The 20,892-nt window shown below is 30.3% G+C and carries 18 protein-coding genes; 7 read left to right on the top strand and 11 right to left on the bottom strand.

Annotated features, from left to right (window positions below):
• Positions 1-982: 982 nt before the first annotated feature.
• Positions 983-1,711, top strand: a complete 729-nt coding sequence (locus BUB42_RS15745) for a hypothetical protein (protein WP_073022095.1) — start codon at positions 983-985, stop codon at positions 1,709-1,711.
• 11 nt (positions 1,712-1,722) lie between these two features.
• On the opposite strand, the gene BUB42_RS15740 is transcribed toward BUB42_RS15745, so the two are convergent.
• From BUB42_RS15740 to BUB42_RS15725, 4 genes are all read right to left on the bottom strand, one after another.
• Positions 1,723-3,021 (bottom strand): metal-dependent hydrolase, encoded by a 1,299-nt coding sequence (locus tag BUB42_RS15740; RefSeq protein ID WP_073022093.1) that lies wholly within the window; start codon positions 3,019-3,021, stop codon positions 1,723-1,725.
• 10 nt (positions 3,022-3,031) lie between these two features.
• The gene (locus BUB42_RS16510; protein ID WP_170857244.1) at positions 3,032-3,208 is read right to left on the bottom strand and encodes a hypothetical protein; all 177 of its coding nucleotides are present in this window, start codon (positions 3,206-3,208) and stop codon (positions 3,032-3,034) included.
• A gap of 178 nt (positions 3,209-3,386) precedes the next feature.
• Entirely contained in the window at positions 3,387-4,934 is a 1,548-nt protein-coding gene (locus BUB42_RS15735; protein ID WP_244533952.1) for a tyrosine-type recombinase/integrase, read from the bottom strand.
• A gap of 172 nt (positions 4,935-5,106) precedes the next feature.
• A complete protein-coding gene (locus BUB42_RS15725) occupies positions 5,107-5,724 on the bottom strand; it encodes a hypothetical protein (RefSeq protein ID WP_073022088.1) in 618 nt (205 codons plus the stop codon).
• A gap of 181 nt (positions 5,725-5,905) precedes the next feature.
• On the opposite strand from BUB42_RS15725, the gene BUB42_RS15720 reads away from it, so the two are divergent.
• The 5 genes from BUB42_RS15720 to BUB42_RS15700 are packed head-to-tail and all read left to right on the top strand — an operon-like array spanning position 5,906 to position 8,014.
• Positions 5,906-6,652, top strand: a complete 747-nt coding sequence (locus tag BUB42_RS15720; RefSeq protein WP_073022086.1) for a ParA family protein — start codon at positions 5,906-5,908, stop codon at positions 6,650-6,652.
• 53 nt (positions 6,653-6,705) lie between these two features.
• A complete protein-coding gene (locus tag BUB42_RS15715) occupies positions 6,706-7,014 on the top strand; it encodes a hypothetical protein (RefSeq protein WP_073022084.1) in 309 nt (102 codons plus the stop codon).
• 3 nt (positions 7,015-7,017) lie between these two features.
• The gene (locus BUB42_RS15710) at positions 7,018-7,338 is read left to right on the top strand and encodes a hypothetical protein (RefSeq protein ID WP_073022082.1); all 321 of its coding nucleotides are present in this window, start codon (positions 7,018-7,020) and stop codon (positions 7,336-7,338) included.
• Positions 7,339-7,357: 19 nt separating this feature from the next.
• Positions 7,358-7,723 carry a hypothetical protein gene (locus BUB42_RS15705; RefSeq protein WP_139257426.1) on the top strand — a complete coding sequence of 122 codons (366 nt, stop codon included), beginning with the start codon at positions 7,358-7,360 and terminating at the stop codon, positions 7,721-7,723.
• Between the two features lie 42 nt (positions 7,724-7,765).
• The gene (locus BUB42_RS15700; protein ID WP_073022079.1) at positions 7,766-8,014 is read left to right on the top strand and encodes a hypothetical protein; all 249 of its coding nucleotides are present in this window, start codon (positions 7,766-7,768) and stop codon (positions 8,012-8,014) included.
• A 73-nt stretch (positions 8,015-8,087) separates the two neighbouring features.
• Here the strand turns inward: BUB42_RS15700 and BUB42_RS15695 are convergent, their stop codons facing one another.
• The 3 genes from BUB42_RS15695 to BUB42_RS15685 all read right to left on the bottom strand — a co-directional run bounded on the left by BUB42_RS15695 (position 8,088) and on the right by BUB42_RS15685 (position 10,000).
• Positions 8,088-8,882 carry a S1 family peptidase gene (locus BUB42_RS15695; RefSeq protein ID WP_073022077.1) on the bottom strand — a complete coding sequence of 265 codons (795 nt, stop codon included), beginning with the start codon at positions 8,880-8,882 and terminating at the stop codon, positions 8,088-8,090.
• 159 nt (positions 8,883-9,041) lie between these two features.
• Positions 9,042-9,767 carry a hypothetical protein gene (locus BUB42_RS15690; RefSeq protein WP_139257424.1) on the bottom strand — a complete coding sequence of 242 codons (726 nt, stop codon included), beginning with the start codon at positions 9,765-9,767 and terminating at the stop codon, positions 9,042-9,044.
• A 2-nt stretch (positions 9,768-9,769) separates the two neighbouring features.
• A complete protein-coding gene (locus tag BUB42_RS15685; protein WP_073022073.1) occupies positions 9,770-10,000 on the bottom strand; it encodes a hypothetical protein in 231 nt (76 codons plus the stop codon).
• 274 nt (positions 10,001-10,274) lie between these two features.
• Here BUB42_RS15685 and BUB42_RS16610 point away from each other — a divergent pair, with 274 nt between their 5' ends.
• Positions 10,275-12,239 (top strand): tetratricopeptide repeat protein, encoded by a 1,965-nt coding sequence (locus BUB42_RS16610; protein WP_211517695.1) that lies wholly within the window; start codon positions 10,275-10,277, stop codon positions 12,237-12,239.
• A gap of 224 nt (positions 12,240-12,463) precedes the next feature.
• Here the strand turns inward: BUB42_RS16610 and BUB42_RS15675 are convergent, their stop codons facing one another.
• The 4 genes from BUB42_RS15675 to BUB42_RS15660 form a co-directional block, all read right to left on the bottom strand.
• Positions 12,464-13,639 (bottom strand): Shedu immune nuclease family protein, encoded by a 1,176-nt coding sequence (locus BUB42_RS15675; RefSeq protein WP_073022071.1) that lies wholly within the window; start codon positions 13,637-13,639, stop codon positions 12,464-12,466.
• Positions 13,640-13,782: 143 nt separating this feature from the next.
• Positions 13,783-16,398, bottom strand: a complete 2,616-nt coding sequence (locus tag BUB42_RS15670; RefSeq protein ID WP_073022069.1) for a DEAD/DEAH box helicase family protein — start codon at positions 16,396-16,398, stop codon at positions 13,783-13,785.
• 2 nt (positions 16,399-16,400) lie between these two features.
• Positions 16,401-18,353 (bottom strand): DNA methyltransferase, encoded by a 1,953-nt coding sequence (locus BUB42_RS15665; protein WP_073022067.1) that lies wholly within the window; start codon positions 18,351-18,353, stop codon positions 16,401-16,403.
• Positions 18,354-18,417: 64 nt separating this feature from the next.
• Positions 18,418-19,473, bottom strand: a complete 1,056-nt coding sequence (locus BUB42_RS15660; RefSeq protein WP_073022066.1) for a replication initiation protein — start codon at positions 19,471-19,473, stop codon at positions 18,418-18,420.
• Between the last annotated feature and the right edge of the window lie 1,419 nt (positions 19,474-20,892).

Below are 20,892 nucleotides of genomic sequence, written 5' to 3'. Positions count from 1 at the left end.
TTTTTTTTATTTTTCTAGGGTGGCTAATTGGAATTATCTTTTTTTATTGTAGTAGTTCTAGCCACTCTAGAAAAAAACAAAACTCTTCAAGCTTACGTTTATTTTTTGAGCGGTAAGGATTTTTATCCTGGACGCACAAAAAATAAATGTGTGCTTGCCACCGCTTTGGTTTATCATTATTGCTGCTTTGTTTAAAGCTGCAATAATGATAATGAATTACTTCCTATTTCTGAAATAGTTCTCATTTAAAAATAGTAATTCTTATGAAAACGCCTTTAACGACCGGAGGGAGTTACTGAAAAACAAGGTTATTGATTTTTCCCTGCCATCCAATATTTCTGTTTTCAACGAAACGTTCTGCAGGGAAAAAGCAATGTCCTTGCCACCGCTTTCTTTTATTTTTCTAGGGTGGCCAATTGGAATTATCTTTTTTTATTGGGGTAGTTCTGGCTACGCTAGAAAAAAAATAAACTCTTCAAGCTTACAGTTATTTTTGAGCGGTAGGGATTTTTATCCCGGACGAACAAAAATAAATGTGTGCTTGCCACCGATTTTTGATTTTATAAGGTGCTGCATTTTCGCAGCACTTTATAAAATATTTGAAAAAGTTCTGATGAAAAGTATTGGTGTATTATAGCCCCGATAGAAGCGATATCCTTTGCTTTTTTCTTTAAAAAAGCAAAGATAAAGCGTATAGCGGGAGGAATCGTTTTTGAAAATACGGAGGTTTCTGCTCGAGAAAAAGAAAATTTCATTTATAAATTTCAAAATTTAAACTATCATTAGGGATTAATAGCATTAAGATATATTATGATTTTAAAATAGAATGTTCAATTTATTTTTAATTTAGAATTCATTATAAAAGGGACGATATGGTAATTTTAAATAAGAATACAATGTATTGATAATGTGCGTTTTAAATAAATATTTTATACTATATTTGGTAATTATCAAAATATTCTAATTATCAAAATATTGTATTATGAAACAAAATTACTTTTTTACCGTAGTGTTATTAATTATTTTTAATTCTACGTATAGTCAAAAAGAAGGGGATATTATCAAACTAACTACGTATTGTAAAGTATTAAAAGTTAAAAGTATTGAGGAGAAAAGTGATAGCAAATTAAATTATATAGGACCAAATATTAGTTATATAATTAATGAAATTGGCACAGATACAGTAGCATTAAAAGCACTTAATTTTAATAAAAAACCAGAACAAGCAAAGAAATATAATAACACTATCTACTATATTGATAAGAAGGAATTTGAAAAAAGTTATGAAGTTGTTGAACGAATAGATAAAATGACTGTTGGAATTATAACACTACCATTTAAGGCAAGGCCACAAGATGGCTTTTCATTTGACACAGAATTTAATTTAAACACAACATTAAATTGGGATATAATTAGAGTTTATAATGCTCGATTTAATATTCAAGTTGGAACAGGTATAGGAAGTGTGAATTTAGACTCCAGCAATTCTGAAATATCTGATAATAGTGCACAAAATATTGCTATACTGAGTTTGTTTAGTGGTTTAATGATAGAATATAAGAGAGTGCAGGCGGGATTATACTTTGGCGTAGATCATATTAACAATCAAAAGAATTATAACTGGCAGCACAATGGAAATGTATGGTTTGGATTTGGAATAGGATTTAACGTTTTTGGTATTTCCTTAGGAGATAGCCAAAAAGGACAATAAAAAGAGACGATTTAATCGGTTTTTTTATAAATCTCAATAAAATTTATTTTACCAGAATAAGTAATAATTGCAATTTGATTACCTTTTATTTTTAGCAATTGTTTCTTGTACTCGCCAATCATCAAATTTGTTTTAGGTTTGTAGTTCTCTATTTTAGCGACTAATTCTATTATTCTTTTTTTAGTTTCATTTAAATCGAAGTTAGATAAATCAGTTCTTAATTTATTTTTTTCCTCTTGCAATTCTGCTAATTCTAAATAGTACGTTTTGTTATCGTTTATTAGTTGATTTTCCTCATGTTTAAGCTTAATTTCTAAATCTGTAATCTTATTTGCTTTTGAAACTATAAGTGTGTCCTGAACATGTGAAATGAAAGCTGAATTATATTGTTCTTTAATTGTAAATTTCTTCTTTATCTCTAAAGGATTATTTGTCAAAGCTGTTCCAAAATTTGAATAAATTGTTCCTGTTGTGATAAATTTATTTTTTAATAAATCGTTCAATTCTGATTCTTTCAAACCATTTATATTGATTGATTTTTCATGAATACTTTCTTTTGTTTTATAAGTTTTTAAAACTTTTATTGTTAGTCCTGGAGTATCTTTTTTTAGAGCTAAAATTTTGTCATCAGATAAAATAAACATTTCGTTATCTGCAGCGTGGATAAATATTCCTTTCCCCTTATAATTTGTTTGATATATATTATAATCATATTCTACTCTTAAAGCATTTGGAGATTTCTTATACTCTCTTATTTGGTGTTTAACATCATTAAAATTATTATTAATTGTTGACCAAAAACCATTAGAAAATAAATCCTGCATGAAAAACGTTAGAAAGCAAAACATAAAAAGAATAATTCCTTCTTGTCTAATATTTCCACTACGAATTCTCATTTCTGGATTTGCTGGAAGTACACAAGGATTTTTATAAAATGGATAGAATAATGGTATTCCTGCTATAGTAACCATATCAAAAATTAAATGCGATAAAATCGAAAAAAGTATAATTGTTGAAATGCTGTAATCTTCTCTAAAATTATGTTCTAAAAATAGACTGATTAAATATATACCAATTAAGAAAAATATAGAATGTGTTATTGTTCGATGACCATAATTTCGAGATATCCATTTAGCTATTGGATAAACTGATTTTCCTATCCAAGATTTGGTATGATCTATATCGGGTAATAATGATCCTAGAACTGTTACCGAAATAAAAAACACATTAGAAAATATATTAATTGAAAAAAAACTACAAAATAAACCAGTAAAAACAATTCCTCCAGTGATATGATTTGGTGCAGTCATTTACTAATTATTAATTATTTTGTTGTCTCATTTCTTCTTCATAATCTTCCATTTGATCATCTCTAACATCATCCGTTGTATCTGTTCTTTCTGCTTTTTGTTTTTTAGTAGTATTTGAATTAGACTTACAACTATAAAAAAATATACATAAAACACTTATAATCAATACTTTAAAAACATTTTTCATAATATATAGTATTTAAATTAAGTAATATAAATAAACATAGTAAACATAGTAAACATAAAAAACTTATTAAACATATTAAACAAATATTATTGTGTAATATATAAACATTCAGAAAGGCGCGCACCCGACAAAATAACGATATTGACGGGTTTTGTTTTGGACCGATTTTGGACAAAATTTATATAAATTTTTTCCGGAAGCTTGACATTAGCGGGCGTATTAAAAACAGCGTAATCATTGCAAGTGAACCTATAAAACGCATCGTTGGCTCGTCCATTTCGCGCGAGAGAAAGCGAAGCGAAGTGAGCAAACCGAGTGAAACAATCACGATCCAAGTCATGTCGATTTCGGGCAATGCGCCCGAATGTCGAATCTCTCTAATTGTTTGCGTGTCTAAAAAAGGCTCTTTTCTGTAACGATTAATTAGCTCCGTGATGGCGCGCGGATTTCCGTTTGTTTGGTCGAAAATATGGTTCCAGAACATTTCGCGGTCTTGCACCTCGAGATTATTCGCTAATTGATTAATAAGTTGCATCGCTTCGCGTCGCTGCAAATTTTTCACTTCGAGTTTTTCGAAGTTCCAAATAAATGAGGTATTCACTGCTTTGACTTCGCGCGCCCCGGCGACGATAACGAAAGTATCTTTCAAGCGTTCGATTACTTTTTTTGTTGTTGGCGTAATTGACGAAATATCATCGATTATTAAACAATATTCAAACGCCGGAACCGATGCAATAATAGTATCGCAAAGGTGAATCACGTTTTCCCGCTGTATTTTTTTATTGATTTCGTCAGTTGTAAAATCTTTCCAAAGCATCGCCAAAACGGTTTCCTTTTCCTTGAAAAGGTAAAGCAGAATCTGCGCCAATGATTTTTTGATATTGTCGGTATCGTCTAATCGTAAGATTTTCTTATCTGTCGTTATGTTTTTAAGCAAGTGAGATTTACCAGAACCGATGGAACCAAGTATCAAAGTATTGATGTTCCGATTTATGTTTTGGTTCAGGTTCGTCAATTCGGCATTTCTTCCAACGGTAAAATAAGATTCTGTAAAATCAATATTTATAAGCTGCTCCCGCGGCTTGGGTACCAGAAATAAATACAATTTTTTATACCATTTTGGTGGTGATGTTGTAACAGCGTTCACGCGGCGTCGCAGCTCATCTGTGGGTATCTCAGCATAAATCAAAGTTGTATTAAAATTTTGATGGCCGAGCATTGTTTTGATTTCCGCCAAGGATGATCCAGCAGATAGATGATGCGTAGCAAACGAATGCCGTAAGGCATGCGGATGCAATGCTGGAATATTTGTTTTTTTACTAATAAGGTTGATTGCTTCCCACATCGTTTTTCGTGAAATATGGCCAAGCGAAGAAGTTCTTGAGGGGAAAAGAAAAGAATTACTCTCTATTGAGATTTCGTTTCTTTTTAAATATTCGCCAATAGCTTGGTATAAGCGGTTTGACATCGGAATAGTTCTCAAATGTTTTGCACCTCTTTTCTTTGCTGATTGGATTGTGATATTTCTGTTTTTAAAATCAAAGTTTTTGCATTTAATGCTGCACGCTTCGGAAATACGCAAACCAGCATCTAGCATTAGAAGCACTATTACTTTGTGCTTTATATATTTGATTGATTCAAGAACCATTTGAGATTCTTCTTTGCTTATGTAATGGAATTGTTTTACAAGCATAAGGATAATTTGGGGGTTAACGCTTTTTCTCATGGAGTGAATGTTTTCCTGCACGTGCCAGCCGCCAACCCCATCGGGGCGCTTGCGTTCGGCTGGTGCTCGCAGGAAAATATGAACGGAATTTTTTTAAAAATTCATTCTATAAAATTTACGTTCGTGATGGAAAAAGCACCCTTTGAACTGTAGATTTCAAGTAGGCAAGCTGTTATTTATTGCTTAATAAATGTTCAAGTTCTTTTTGAAAACAGCGGCTTTTAATTCTTACTTCAAATTGTTTCATTTTTGAAATGAGGCTTTTCCTTTTAGTTAAAATAACTAAGTTTCGATCTTGGTTATTTTTTTGGACGTTTAACCATTCTTCTAAGTTGATTTTGTTATTCTCATATTGTGCTTTTTTAAGGTTAAAAATTTCTTTTGTTAGTGTGGTATTATCTAACTCGAGACTCAAAACTTCATACGTATCTAGGATTAATTCGTATTCTTTTTCTAATGTTAAAATGTCATTTTCTTTCTTTTCATTAAGTTGAAATTTTAGTCTTTCTAATTCTATTTTGTTGCGCTGCTTAGTCTGATAAAACAGAGATAAATTAGAAAGTGATATTCCAACATTAATTTTCTTATCATAGAAATCATAATTTATAGACGGCAGCACTGCTAAATATTGTAGTCTATTTTTGTCTGTATTAAAATTTATTAAAGAATCTATTTTTTGATTTTTGCTTTTTTCAATCTCTGTAAATAGTGGATTTTTGCTTTGCGCAGAAATATTAACACTATATAAAAACAGTGTGAGATTCAATAATAATGGGGCTTTTATCCTCATAAATAGATAATTATTACAGAAATTCTCTATAAAAGTAACGCTAAATATGTAATAAACAAACTCTTAGGATTTATTATTATTTGATTTTAGAAATTCTATTTATTTTATAGTAATATGAGTAAACAAATATTACTTGGTAAACATAAAAGACTATATTTGTAAATAATCAAAAATTTGCTCGATGGGAAAAGTATTAAGTATTAGTAATCATAAAGGTGGAGTTGGTAAAACGACATCTGCAATCAATATTGGCGCAGCTTTAAATAAGTTAGGTAAAAAAGTGCTATTAATTGATTTAGATCCTCAAGCAAATCTTAGTCAAAGTTTGGGATTGATTAATCAAGAGAAAACAATCTACGGAGCTTTGAAAGGAGAATATAAATTAGAACCGTTTACGGTTCTAAAAGGATTGGATATCATTCCCTCCACTTTGGATTTATCTGGAGCTGAAATTGAATTGAGTTCTGAACCAGGGAGAGAATACATTTTAAAAGAATTAATTGAAAATGTGAGAGGATCTTATGATTTTATAATTATTGATAGTCCACCATCTTTAGGACTTTTAACTATAAATTCGTTTACTGCAGCTGACGAAATTATCATTCCATTGCAAGCACAATTTTTGGCCATGCAAGGTTTGGCCAAGTTGGTCGAAGTGGTGGAAAAAATTAAAAGTAGATTAAATAAAGGACTGAAAATTGGAGGAGTTTTTATTACGCAATACGACGGAAGGAAAGTTTTAAATCGTGATGTAGTTGATACAATTAACGCACATTTTAAAAGCGAAGTTTTTAAAACAAAAATTAGAGATAATATTGCTTTGGCCGAAGCTCCAGCACAAGCGATGGATATCTTTAGATATAACGCTAAAAGTAATGGCGCTGAGGATTATATGGAATTAGCTAAGGAAATATTAAAACGAAAGTAAACATAGTAATACAAGTAAACATTTATTACTAAGTAAACATAAAATATAAAGTTATGGCAAAGAAAAGTTTTTCAGGTGGTTTAAATTCGTTGCTTGGAGAGCCAATGCAAGCGGAACGAGCTGCAGAACCGAAAGAACCAAAATCAGTAAAAAAAGAGATTACAAAGACTTCTCAAATTGGTACGAAAGAAAAAGAAACAAGGGCGACTTTTATAGTGAACGAAGATTTATTGGAGAAGATGAAAGCTTTGGCTTATTGGGATCGAGTTTTAATCAAGGACATTGTAAATAATGCTTTTGAGGAACATATCGCAAGACATGAAAAAAAGAATGGAGAGATAAAAGTAATGCCTAAAAAATAATAAATGGGAAAGTTTGAATTTACAAAACCTGAATTTCTATTTTGTGAAATTCCTATTAAGGATGGTTCTGATCATGATGATAGAATTTGGATTTATCATTTAGAAAGTTTGTCTTTGATTGAGTTCATTAATGTGGATGATTTCAAAGATTTTCAATTCGTAGGTAAACAAGATCGTTTTGAATATTTAGACGAAAACTGGTTTGGGGTTTTTGTGCAAAATAATTGTGAAGGTACTGAGCAGAATCCTGACCAGGTTCTGAAAAAAGCTTGGAAATATCTGGAAGAATATTTCGACTGGGAAGAAGAACAAGACGAAGAATAACCATAAAAACTATAAACCAATGAATGCTAAAAAAATTATTTTATGTTTAGTAATGCTCTGTAGCATTACGATTGTTAAAGCGCAAAGCAATGTTAATGATGCTCCAAGCGTCTCCGATATGGCGGGCGAAATGGTTACCAAAGTGAAACTAGCTAAAGAATATTTCATGACTTCAAATGATGTAGTTGCAGGTAAAACTTTTGAAGAGAGAACCGCCAATTTGACTACTAAAACAAAAGCATTATTTAATGAGTATAGGGATATCAGAACCGACCAAAATAAGAGAGGTTTATTTGTTACAAAAGATATTAAGGAAAGTATAAACTATGAATTGAGTATCATTAGGCAAACATTGCATTACATGAACTTGCCTACGGATTTGTAAAGATTTAATTTGATTGAAATCAGAAACCAAACCTACCTTATTATGGATATAGTTAAGTTTAAAATCACTCCGAAAACCATTAAAATTGAAGTTCGAAATACTAATAATTATGTATTTGATTTTAATAAAGCGGTTCAAATGGAGCCAGCGGACAAAGATGTTTTATTAAAATTGTATGCTGCTTTAGAGTTGCTTTTTAAAAAAGAAAACTCTGCCGATTGTAAAAATTATATACCACCCAATCAAACGAATATACTCGATCAAATTAATGAGGTTGGAGAAGTGAAGTAATAAAAAAAGCCCTAGACGTAGTCCAGGGCCTTTTTTATGATGATGTGGATAAAGTTAGGCGATGTTATTTTGACTATTGTGATGTTAGTTCTTCAATTATCCCATTATACCAACAAGTTTGCAAGCTCAAATTTTCTTTTACAGGCTCATTGCTAAATCCTTTAATTTTTATTTCTCCATTTTCTAATATATAAATCGGATTTTCTTTCATACCAATTTCTTTATAAAAACTTGCGCTGTGAATACCCATAAAGAAAAATTGTGTAGAACTAGAAATTGAGATTCCACCATTTATATTATGTGTTGATGATGCTCTTGTAATTACTGGAGAACCACTCATCCCTGGGAATAAATTTCCATCCATCAAAAAATAAGGTTTTCCGTCAAATGGAATTTCTATTGGAGTAGATACAATGCAATTTTTAGCAATAGGAAGTTGGTTTATCTTGTCGGTAAATCCTCGTGGATAACCAATAACAAGTAATTCAGATCCAACTTCAAGTTCTAAACCATGTGGTGGGAAGTTTTTATTGGAAAGAGTATTAATTATGGTATTTGTTAAGTCAATATTTTCTAGAGGAATTGCTATGACGTCAATTTCAGGATTAGAATACCCTAACCAAGTAATTGTACCGTCTTTTACTAATGGAATTTCAACAGTTTTAAAGACGCTTAAATCGCTTTTATTAGTATGAATTTTAACAACTAATTTAGCTGAAGAATCCGTAGTTGAATAATTTACTACGTGTCTGTTTGTAATTAAGAATTTCTTACCATTAGATTCATAAAAGAATCCTGTTGCTGTACTAAAAACATTTTCATTACTTACTTGAAAAAGCATGACTATGGAGAAAATAATTTCATTCATATTTGGTGGTTTTTTTTTATAATATTTTCTAACAGTTCTCGACTTAGTGATTTGGCGGATTTATGAAATGAATTTTACTATTTTGCTCTAAACTTCAATTGAAAACGGTAATACCGCTAAACTTACAATCTTGCAAAATATGTGTTGGGTGATATTTTTTTACATATAATGTTTTACAATTTCAGAAATTCTTTCCAAATATTCATTTTTAACATCCATACTTAATTGTCGTGCATTAATTAAAATAAAATTATTATTTTTATAAACAACTAATTTTTCTCTACTTTTTGATTTGTTTTCACATAATTTCACATTAAATATTTCTTGAATTTTTACAGAATTCAAATAGTCGCCACAAGCAAGAATTATTACTTTAAAACTTTTAAAATAACTATGTTTAAGAAATTCAATTCTTTTTTCATCTTTAAAATTTTTAATATTACTTAACTTTGAAGGTTTATAATTAATCTCACTTATAAATGAAGTTTTAAAAAAATCTTGATATTCTTCGTTTTTAGTAGAGAATATTAATTTATTTAAAATTGAGTATTTAGTCCAAGTATGACCACTTTTTTGTTTTCCACGATATGGAATAAATACATTTACATAATTGGTGTTTTCGTAAAATTTTTTTGTATTCATTGGAAATAAATTATCAGTATAATATTTCCACTGCATAGGATTGTCTATGCTTTCATATTTTAATTGTAATAAATTAGATTTGTCAAATCCTTTTTCTTTACCCAAAATTAAAATTTTTGAGTTTGGATTCCCATATCCTATATAATAAGGATTAGGTTCTTCAATATTTAAAATATTTGAATAGAAGTTTTTACTATTAATATTTGATTTTTCAACTAAATCAATGAACTTTTCAGTGTACATAATTAAAGTTTTTTCCAATAATGAGAATTTGCTTTTGTACAACCTACTTGTTGTGGACTGCTTTTTGTTTTAACGACAATTTTGCAATCTCTACATTGATAATTATTATTTCCAACTTCTCCCAATCTAACCCAATTGTGAGAACTTTTCACATTGCAACCACTTTGGTTAGGACTACTATTCGTTGTTATAGTTGTTCCACAATAAGAACACGAGTAAATGTTTTCTGACATAATGTTTATTTTAAGTTTATGATTTCGTCTAATTTGCCTTAAAGTATCGCCCAACTTGTATATACGCGCTACTAAGTAGCTACAATCCATACAAAATGGGGTTGCTTTGCGCTATTTTGTATGGTTTTATTTTCAAATATATAAAATTCTTACATAAAAAAGTATTTACAAGACTGATAAACTTAAATTATCGATCGTTGACCTGTTCATTAATTGAATAGGTTAATCCTTTAAAAATTAATAATTTTACGTTTTTCACATTAGTCTTATATAAATGCAAATTACACATAAAATCAACGATTTCTTCTTCACATTATTTCCAAATTTGATATCTGACAATAAGGAAGTAATAATTGCTGCAATGAAAAAACAGTACACTTACGGTCCTTTTGTCCCAACTGTAACCTTGCAAGAAGATTTAGTTAAAATTGACGTCGACACCGAAACAATCCTAACGCAAGATGCTGATTACAATAAAACTGTTGCCTTGTGTGACGAAGGAAAATTTGATGATGCAAGAGTAACCCTCGAAAAACTAATTGATAAAAACCCCACTAATTCAGAATTCCATAGAATTCTAGGGCAAATACATTCGGAACAAGGAGACCAGAACGAAGCTATTAATGCTTTAATAGATTCGTTACGGTGGAACTCTTCAAATGGATGGGCATTAATGATGATGGGCAATATTTTTGCACGATATAAAAAAGACGTAACTACCGCTCTAAAATATTACGATCAAGCAATTTTAGTAAATAAAGCTGACCACATTACTTTGGCCAATATTACTTATGTTTTATTTCAAGAAAACAAATTGGAAGATGCTAAAAAATATGCATTTGAAGCTATAAAATTAAAAGACAATTATCCTAACACCTCTTTTATACTATCGTTAATTGAAGAAAAGGAAGATAACTTGCAAGCGGCATTCAACTACACAATTCTAACAATAAAGCAGTCAATTAACGAAGATGCACTTTACCAAAATGCATTAGAACAAGCTTTTGCTGTAGCAAATAAAATTGCAGCTAATTTAGATATTAAAAAAATATTTAAAACTTACAGAAGCAGATTAGAAGCTTTAGGCGGAATTGAAATTGATATTGTCGAAGACAATGAAATAAGTACAGTGGCCAAAATAGAATTTGCCGAAAGATACAATCGAGATAAACACATTGTAAAATATAAAATTACTTATCCTGCTGTCGAGCATTTAGTAATGCATGAATTAGTTCATTTAGACTTTGTAATCCAGGCACGTGCTGAAAATCTAAATCAAGTTTTCATTTCAACCCAACAAAACAAACAGAATTTTATTCGAACTATTCAACCAACTATTCAAAAGTTGGAGAAAATGGGAGTGGATAAAACAATGGCTGATAAGTTTATAGACGGTGTTTTTGATGGATTAAATCTTCAAACTTACAATACGCCTATTGATATTTTCATCGAAGACTTTCTTTATAAAGAATATTCAGAATTAAGACCGTATCAATTTCTATCACTTTTTAACTTGCTTCAAGAAGCGATTAAATCAGTAACTGACGAAAGAGTTTTAGATATAGCACCCAAAAATATAGTTTCAAAAACCAAAACATACAGCTTAGTAAATGCCTTGCAATTCAAAGAGTTATTTGGTTTGGATTTAATTTCTGAATTCAAGGGAAATAGTATAGAACTAAAATTGGCAGAAATATTTTATAGAGAGTTTTCCGCACACAAAGACAACCGTAAAGCTGGACAAGAATTTGAATTAGTGCAGCATTGGGCAAAAGAATTAGATTTAGAACAATTTTTTGAACTAGAGAACGAAGCTAAATTTGAGACTAAAAATAATATTGATGATTTTCTAAAAAAGCTGCAACACGATCCTTTTGGCTTAGATGAAGAACAAGATCCGTCTGAAAAAAAGGAAATGGAACAATTCCTAAAACATCAAGAAGAATTAGGTACAAATATGGCGATTGTCATGTTCATGGTCGATGCATTAAAGTATTTCAAAGACAAACAAGCGGAAGATATAAAACAAACCGCACTCGAGATTGCTATGTTAGGAACTATGGGAATTGATCCCAATAAAAAAGAATATATCATTGCTAGTATTGCTGGAAAGCGCTTTTCAGGAAATCAAGTCCTTGCCTATTATTATGTTTCATGGGCGATAGCAATGCCAGAACAAGTGCAACATCTTGGACTGGATTTTAAAACGGAATATGAAATGGCAAAAAAGTTGAAATAGTTTAGAGAGTAATTGGATTAAGTTTCAATAAAGGAAAAGTATAAATTGTTATAACTTTTTTATCGAAGGCTGATTGTAAAAACTATATTCCGCCAAATCAAACGAATATACTCGATCAAATAAATGACATGGAATAAAGAAAGCCCTAGACGTTAGTCCAGGGCTTTCTTTATGGTTGGTTTGTGAATGGGAACATTTTGTAATTGCTGATGGTAGCTGTGATTTTATTTATTTTTATTGCAAATATGAAAAGCTCGTTCATATAATTCGTCGAAAGTTATAATATCAACGTTTCGAGAATCTCTTCTAAATAGTTCAAAAGTTTTTTTCTTTATTTCTTTGACTTTTGTTGAATCTGCAGATTCTTCAATTTCTTTTTTAAGATTTCCAATAATTAAAATACATTTTGAGTCATATGCTTTTTGTGTGATTTTTTCTCCTTCTTGATTAAAAGGATCTTTTTCTAATTTTAATTGACCACTTGCTTTTTGTTCTAATATTTGTGAAACTGCATAAATTAGTTTCGTAGATAATGACCAACTATTAGAACGATTTTTTCCATTTTCAAACAATTCAGTGTCAGGAGTTTTTAATTCTACAAAAGTTGTGTAATAATTATCTCCAATTAAAAAATCTGCATTTACTTGTTCTTTACCGCTTGCATCTGTGTCAGATGCTGAAAATTCTTTTTGTAAAATATTTTGAAAACGATAGTCTAATCCATAACCAAAAATCCAAGGATTTTTATTAAAAAAATATTGCCAAGCAATTTCATTTTTTGAATTTTCACTAATAGTTATCTTTTGTTTTGTATCAAAATCTGAAATCATTTTGGAAATTATTTCTTCTTCTTTTTTATACACTTTAATGTATTGATCGTTTTGTAAAAGTTTTTGAAATATCTTTAATTGGCTTTTTCTATATCCGGTATTTATAATGTCTTGACTCGTTACAATTTCATTATCTAAAAGCTCTTGAATTAGTTCTGCTCCTTCATTTCCTTGTAGTAAAGTTGAAATCTTTTTCTTCGTTTGCTCATCAAGTATATCTAAAGAATTTTCTGCAAGTTTTAATCGACGTTCAGAAATTGTACTTAAATCTAAATCGTGAATAAAATTTAAAAACAATTCAAGTTGAGCAAAATTAAATTTTGAAAAGGATAATTTTTGAGTTTCTTTTCCCCCTACAATTTTAATTATATCTAATCCTTCTACGTCGTTTCTGCTTGGCAAAAATTTGATTTGCATATAGGTTTTTGTTGATAATTGAATGTTTAGCTCATCATCATTTGCAAATACCACTTTGAAAAATCGACCATTTTCAATAGAATGATTATAAAGCTGTTCTAATTTATAATTATCGATTATTTCGGCTTTTGTATTTGTGTCTGTTCTTAACATCTTAATATTTTTATGATTTTTTCGTTCCTAGGTATGATTGCTGCCAACTAGTAAATACCTGCTACTTTGTAGTGTCTTATTCTCAAATATATGATTTATTCTTACTTAAAAAAGCCCTAGACGTTAGTCCAGGGCTTAACTATTTAAATAGTATTTAATCTTTCTTCAAAAACACTTTCTCTGTTTTCTTTATTATAGAAAGGCATTCCGATTAATTTATAGCTTTGGTTTTGGTATAATTCTACTTTTGCTACTTGTTCAATATTCAATAGTAAATCTTCTTTCCATTGATCTTGATACAATAATTGGTTTCCTTTTGGTTCTATGAATAATTGATATAAAACTTCGTCATTGTTTTGTTTTTCTTTCATGAATAAAACAAAGTCTGGCTCTGTTGCTTTACCATCACTAAATCTAAATAATTTAAAATGACGTTCATTTCGGAGTAAGTAGATATCAAAGAATTTCTCTTTTAAATTTTCAATTTGGCCCTGAAAGAATTTAACTAAAAACTTTTCTTCTGAGCTGCCGTAATTTTCATTAAAAGCATACCAATCGGCTTTGTTTAAGTCTACAAAATATTTAGTATTTATATCGTGGCGCATTGTTGGTTTACCTGTTTCTGCATCGGCTCCAGGGGAAATTGAAAAAGACAACTTTTTATTACGGAAGTGTTTCCTAATAGGTTCTCTGTAAAAGCTTTTTGTACCTCTATAATCACCAAATTTAGTATTGACTTCATCTGCGATTTTTGAGGTTACATAAATTACTATTTCAAGTTTTTGAAATGCAGTTAACTCTTTTACGTCTTTTTCTAATCCTGTAACGTCAACAATAATACCTCCTAAGTATTTTTCATTTGTAACAAAATCCGTTATTGATTTAACCGAAGGAAATAATCGTTTGATACTGTGAAACCTATAAAAAGGATTTTTATTTAATCCTTTTATTAGGATCGTTTTATCCCATAAATTAAAACGATGCTGTTGCATGTAATTTGCAGCAACTCTATTTGATTTTATCTCTTTATCATCAAAAATGGTGTTTACTGCAGAACGGTTTGTTCTAAGGGAATATGTATATCGTTTTACAATGTCCGGTTCTTGATATTCGAAATTAAGTTTAGGAGTATTAAGTACTTTTTTATTTAGGAGTATGAAACCATTTCGATATAAACTAGTTTCTTTAAAATCATCTTTTAAGAATAAGTCAACTTCTACTTTTTCATCAGGAAATAAACCTATTTGTCTTAATGCTTGATTAAGTTCAGTTATGTATCTGGGATTGTGTGAGCAATGATAATGTAATGTTTCACAAACTCTCAATTGATTTGTAACATCATCATCATATTTTCTTTTATCTAACTCTTGATCGTCTTCTAATTTGAAAGGAAAATAACGAGCTCCACGCCCAATTAATTGTGCTTCTTGTACGGTTGTTTTACCAGGATTATTTCCTGCTGCATCACGGGTATCATATAGACGAACAATATCAAAAAGGTTCAATACATCCCATCCTTCGTTTAGTTTATCTACTGCAAAAATGGCTCTGTATTCGTTGTCAAAATCTTCAAGACTATTTATCGTAATTTGCTTATCATCTGAATCATTTTTAGAATTAACGGAGATTACTTTATCTGCAGAAAAATCTTCTCTTAATTCATCAATAAGGTTTTCTAATGAAATTTTATTTTCTGTAAAATAGGCAATTGCTTCTTTAACTACTTCATTATCTAGTTTTACAATTTTTTGTAATTTATCAGTATTTAAGGTTTTAATTGCTGCAATAAATTTTTCTTCCATAACGGCACTTTCAGCAGTGGTTTTGGATTTAAACATTATTACGGGTTTTGCAATTATTCCATTTGCCGAAAACACTTTCTTTTTATATTGGCTAATTACTACAGCAACTACGGCTCTGTCTATTGGTTCAAAATCGACTTGATTTGTTTTGACTTCTTTAGAATATTTATCTTCTCTAAACTTGGTTAAAGGGTAATCATATAATAATTTATCAGCGTATTTTGATGCAATATTAGGATGGGAAAGTTCTAATGTGGCTGTAAATTCCATCATTATATTGTCGACGTTCGATCGAAATATTCTATCAACAGTATTCTCCCAATTATTATTTACTTCTTTTTCAGAGGCTGTAAAAGTCTTTTTTGTAAGTGCATTAATGTGGTGCGCTTCATCAGAAATTAAAACTACTTTTTTATCTCTGAAATCATCAAAAGTGATGCTGTTTTCCCTAGGGTTATTTAGTTTTGTATGTAATCCTTGAATAGTTGAAAAGAGAATACTTATATCATCCGCATTGGTGCTTTCAAAACTCTGTACTTCATTAATTAAAACGTTTACGCCGTTAATGTTTATGGTGTCTTTAAAAAGATATTTAGAGCTCTTAGGGTTTAGAAAATTCTCTTTTGTTTTACGAATGATGGTGTCTGTATTTACAAAGAAAATAAAATTGCGATACCCCATATTATAAAGCTCAAGTATTGCACCAGCCATTACTAAAGTTTTACCACTGCCGGTAGCCATATGAAACAAAACTTGTGTTGGTTTTGCCCTTAGTTTAGGGTTATGTAAATAATAATCTAGGGCTGTGAAAGCTTCTGTTTGATACTGTCGAGAACCAAACTTTAGATTGTTTTTTATGATTGGAGATAATACTACTTCTAAATCACCATCTTCAATTTTTGAAGCAATTCTTTTATCTAAACGTTGGTATGTATCTTGTTGGTTGAATAAAGACATATTTATTTTTTAGAGTAGAATTGTTTATTTAGTTTTTTATCTTCTTCACTTACGTTGAAAGTTGCATCCGCTATTTCAGAATAATTTACGTATAATTGATTTTTATCTAAAACTTCTACAAGGTATTGTTTCATGTCTTCAAGAGGTGCAGTTTTAAAAGCATCTAATCTATCATTAAATGTTTTCTTATCGAATTGATAAGATAAAAATGCGGTGTCTTGCATTTCGTTCCAAACATTGATTATTTGGTCTTTAGTTGTTGTATCTTGAATTTGATCAATATATTTTTGATTGTATTGCATTAGTTCTGCGTAAACAAAAGAACCGCCACCTTGCCAATTTACGTTTTTTGAAACGCCTCCTTGCTCACCATTGATAACTTTTTTTAATCTCTCTACTGCAATTGTATTTACATATTCCATTTGTTCTATACCAATGTATTTTCTTTTCATTTTATGAGCTACAGCTGCTGTTGTACCGCTACCTACAAAAAAGTCCAATACTATGTCATTTTCCTTGGTACAGCATTCTATAATATTATGTAATAATAATTCTGGTTTTGGGGTTTCAAAGGGTTTACTGTCATCTTTTATATCAAACAATAATCTTAATTCAGCAGTTGCATCTTGATTTTGTCCCCAATCAAGCAATAAATCTGTAATAGTTTTACCACTATTATCTTCTTCTTCGGTTTTATATCTTCTAAACGAATTGCTTTCAGTAATATAAAGTAAATCTAAATTTGCAAATCTTTCTAATTCTGTTTGTTTAGTTCTAAATTTAGCTTTGGCTTTAAAATCATTAACGACTCTACCGTTTTTTATTTCTACATCTTCTAGAAATTCTGTTGACATAGTTTTATTTTGATAGACTCCTTTTTTAATTATGGTGTTTGCGTCACCCATATATTTAATCCCTTTATTTATAAGCATTTCACTTATTTTATTATCAGAATTATCTATTCTTTTAGTTGTATCTGTAGTTTTTCCTATTTGAAGTTTTGCTACATTACTTTCATTTTTACTATAAATTAAAATGACTTCCATTACACCTGCAATCTTTGATAAAAAAGAAGGTTGTTTTTTCTTTTTCCAGTGAAGCATTCCTATGTAGTTTTTTCTAAAAAAAACTTCATCTAACATTACATTTAGATATGGTAATTCTGGAGTTCCAATATGCCCGTTTTTATTATTTCTAGAGCTGTCAATTTGAATGAAAATTAAACCATCTTCGGTAAGGAGTTTTTTAGCAATTTGGAGTCTGTTTTTTATGAATGTAAGCCAAGTACTGCTTGAAAAACTATCATTATAATTAAAGCCATCACCTCCTGTGTTATATGGAATATCAAGATATATTAGTTTAATTTTTCCTCTATGAGTTTTTAATAAAGATGAAATTGATAAAAGATTATTTCCTTTAATTATAAGATTTTCGTCACCTTTTAATTCGGTTACTTTATGTTCACCATCTTTATCAAACTTTGTAAAATTAGTGAAAGCTTTTGCATCTAATAATCTATCTACGCTATCAGGAGCTAATGTTTCATTCCAAAAAATTTCATTTCTTTTTTGGTCCTCTTTTGTTTGCCCTCCTTCAAGAACGCAATCTTTATGAGGCCATGCCAACACAACATCATTTGAAGTAGAAATGAAGTTATCTAAATTATCGTCATTTGTAATTAAACCAATTTTGTTTTTGAAGGCGGTATAACTGTCCGGAAGGAAGGATTTGTTATTTACAAAACGTTGAAATTTGATTTTATCAAACACTAAAACATTTTCCACTTCTTGAAAGAAGTGTTTTTTGAATGTATCGCTTTTTAGAAGTACTATTATTAATTGAGGTTCTACTTTTAAAGCTAACTCAATGATTTTATTTTTATTTAAATATCCATCAACAACTAAATTATCTTCGTGTTTAAGTAATTCTATAAGGTCGTTTTGTAAGTTTTGCATGTTCTTATTTTATATTCAAATATATATAATAAAAGCCCTAGACGATAGTCCAGGGCTTCGTGATTTATTTTTCGGTGGTCAAAGTTTTACTCAATTTCAAAATTGCTACCATTGGATCTGGAGCTTCTTCTTTTTTGGCTATAGGTTTTGCAGCTGCCTTTTTTGATTTGTCGGCTTTTGGATTATAAGCAATGACATCTTCATTTAAAATATAACGAATATATCTTGGTGTGTCATTTTTCATTCCTTCCGCTAAAATTTCCTTAATCCTTTTGTTTAGTGGTTCTATAAGGTTTGGATATTTCTGCAGCTGCAGAATTACCTCTTTCACAAAAACATCATTTTTGGGTTTGTTGCTGGTTTCATAAATTGATTGAAATATTGGAATCAATTCTAAAAGTAGATCATTGGTAGTTTTTACGTTCATTGCATTTTTGCGGAATAATTTGAAACGTAGCATTTCAACGGTTCTACCGTTGCGCTCTTCTGTAAATTCAAAATAGACATCGCATTGGCCAAGATCGTAAAGTTCTTTCAATTCTTTCTTTGCTACCTGCAGCACACGTTCATTTAAGAGCGCGTAGCGGTTGTATTTATCTTCTAATATAAAAGACTTTCGTAATTCATCAACTGAGATTCTAAAGCCGTCTGTACCTTGCCATTTTTGGCAAAGCTCATACATTCTTTGGCTCCATTTACTTTTAAGAGACATTGCAACGTGTAAAGAGTAGGCTGTATATTGACTTGAGAGTTCCACCAGGAACGGCATTAATTTATGGGAAACTTGAATTTCTGCAATTCCTTTTTTGATGTGGGCGTAATTTATAAAACCGCAAGTCATCCATTCGTCATCTTCGATATTTTCATAAGTGAAATTTCGAGAGCGAAATTTCTCCAGTGCTTTCCGGGTTTCTTTTTTGTTGTCCTCCTGGTTCACTTCTTTGCATAGATCAGAAACTCGAATATTTAAAATCAAATCATCGAACAAATCTCGTTGTCCTGTATTATATTTGCTGCGCACTTCTTTAATGATATAGTAGAATATCCTTTTTTCAATAAGGGTAAGTTCATATCGGGAAGAGGTGAGCCGGTTGTCTTGAGCGATGACGATTTCTTTCATATCGTTTTTGTTTTAAAAAGTCAAATGTAACGTATTTAAAACACTGTAACAATAGTTTAGTAACAAAATGGCAAAAAAAAGGGTAAAAAAGTAACTATTCAAGGTAAAAAAGTAACATTAGGGGGTAAAAAAGTAACCTAAAAACGTGTGAACCCCAGTTTAATCAGTACTTAACGGATGCTAAAAAGGTACCAAAAAACACCCGAAAATCACTTTTTGCCAAAGTTGAAGAAAAAAAAAGGTTTTTAATGGATTTTTCTTTAGGTTGAAATTGAAAAAAAAATCATGTTCAAAAATGCGAGAGAAGAAAAAAAGGTAATAAATAAAAGAGAAAACCGGGCCGCGCGGCCTTATTTGTAAGTTACTGATTATCAAATAGTTAACACTTTGTTAATGTTCTAAAAAAAGAAGAGCTGCAGTAATGCGGCTCTTTCTTTTTTGTCCAATTTTGGTTTTTAAAAATCTTTAAAAGTTCGGTTACTTTTTTACCCCTTTTTTTGTTAAGTACTGATTTTACTAGGTATAATCTGATATTAATTGTCGGGTCTAAATTATTGATATACCCACTTTTAGTGATATGATATTTTGAATTTCTTTTTTTTAACAAAATTTTTTTCAAAAGAAAAAAGAGAAAAAAAGAAAGCCTAAAATTTAACGGAGTAATTCAAAAAGAAACGGAATTTTAAAAAAATACAACCCGCATGGGTGGAGATTTTTTTAAAATAGCGCAGCGGTCTGTTTCGTTTGAATTATGAAGTTTTCCTTCGGCTTCTTTTATTCTCTTTTCTTATGGAAATGTGGTTAAGAAAAAAGTGTTTATCGTAAAACAAAAGCACTAGCCTAGGGCATTATCAGGACCGAACAAAAACCAGATTTAAATAAAAATGTTGTGCGGTCCTGGTAATGCAACGGGGCGTCCGGCGCTTTTTTTTTATACTGCCAAACGAATTATGATTTTTTAAACGAAATTTTCTGGCAGTATAAAAAATGCCTGCGACGGAACATTAACTTCGGCGCGCCTCACAGCCACAAGTAATAAAGCGGTTTACCTACATATCTTTTTGAAATGTAAACGAGTAAACCGCTTTATTACTTTTTTCGTGGCGTAGATAGGGCAGGGGCGCGCTTCCTATTGTGCTAATGATACTAGATAATAGCTTTTTTCCAGTTACTAGTCTTAGGAGGTTCCTTTGGAATCGTGAATGTTAAGAAAGAAAAAGTTCTGATGAAAACGCTTTTAACGACCGGAGGAAGTTACTTTAAAACAAGGTTATTACATTTTTGCTGCACCTTCGCAGTAAAATGTAATGTCCTTGCCACCGCTTTTTTTTTATTTTTCTAGGGTGGCTAATTGGAATTATCTTTTTTTATTGTAGTAGTTCTAGCCACTCTAGAAAAAAACAAAACTCTTCAAGCTTA

This window comes from Flavobacterium micromati, assembly GCF_900129585.1.
In the GTDB taxonomy this organism is placed as follows: Bacteria; Bacteroidota; Bacteroidia; order Flavobacteriales; family Flavobacteriaceae; genus Flavobacterium; species Flavobacterium micromati.
This window is presented reverse-complemented; position numbering and strand designations above follow the sequence as displayed.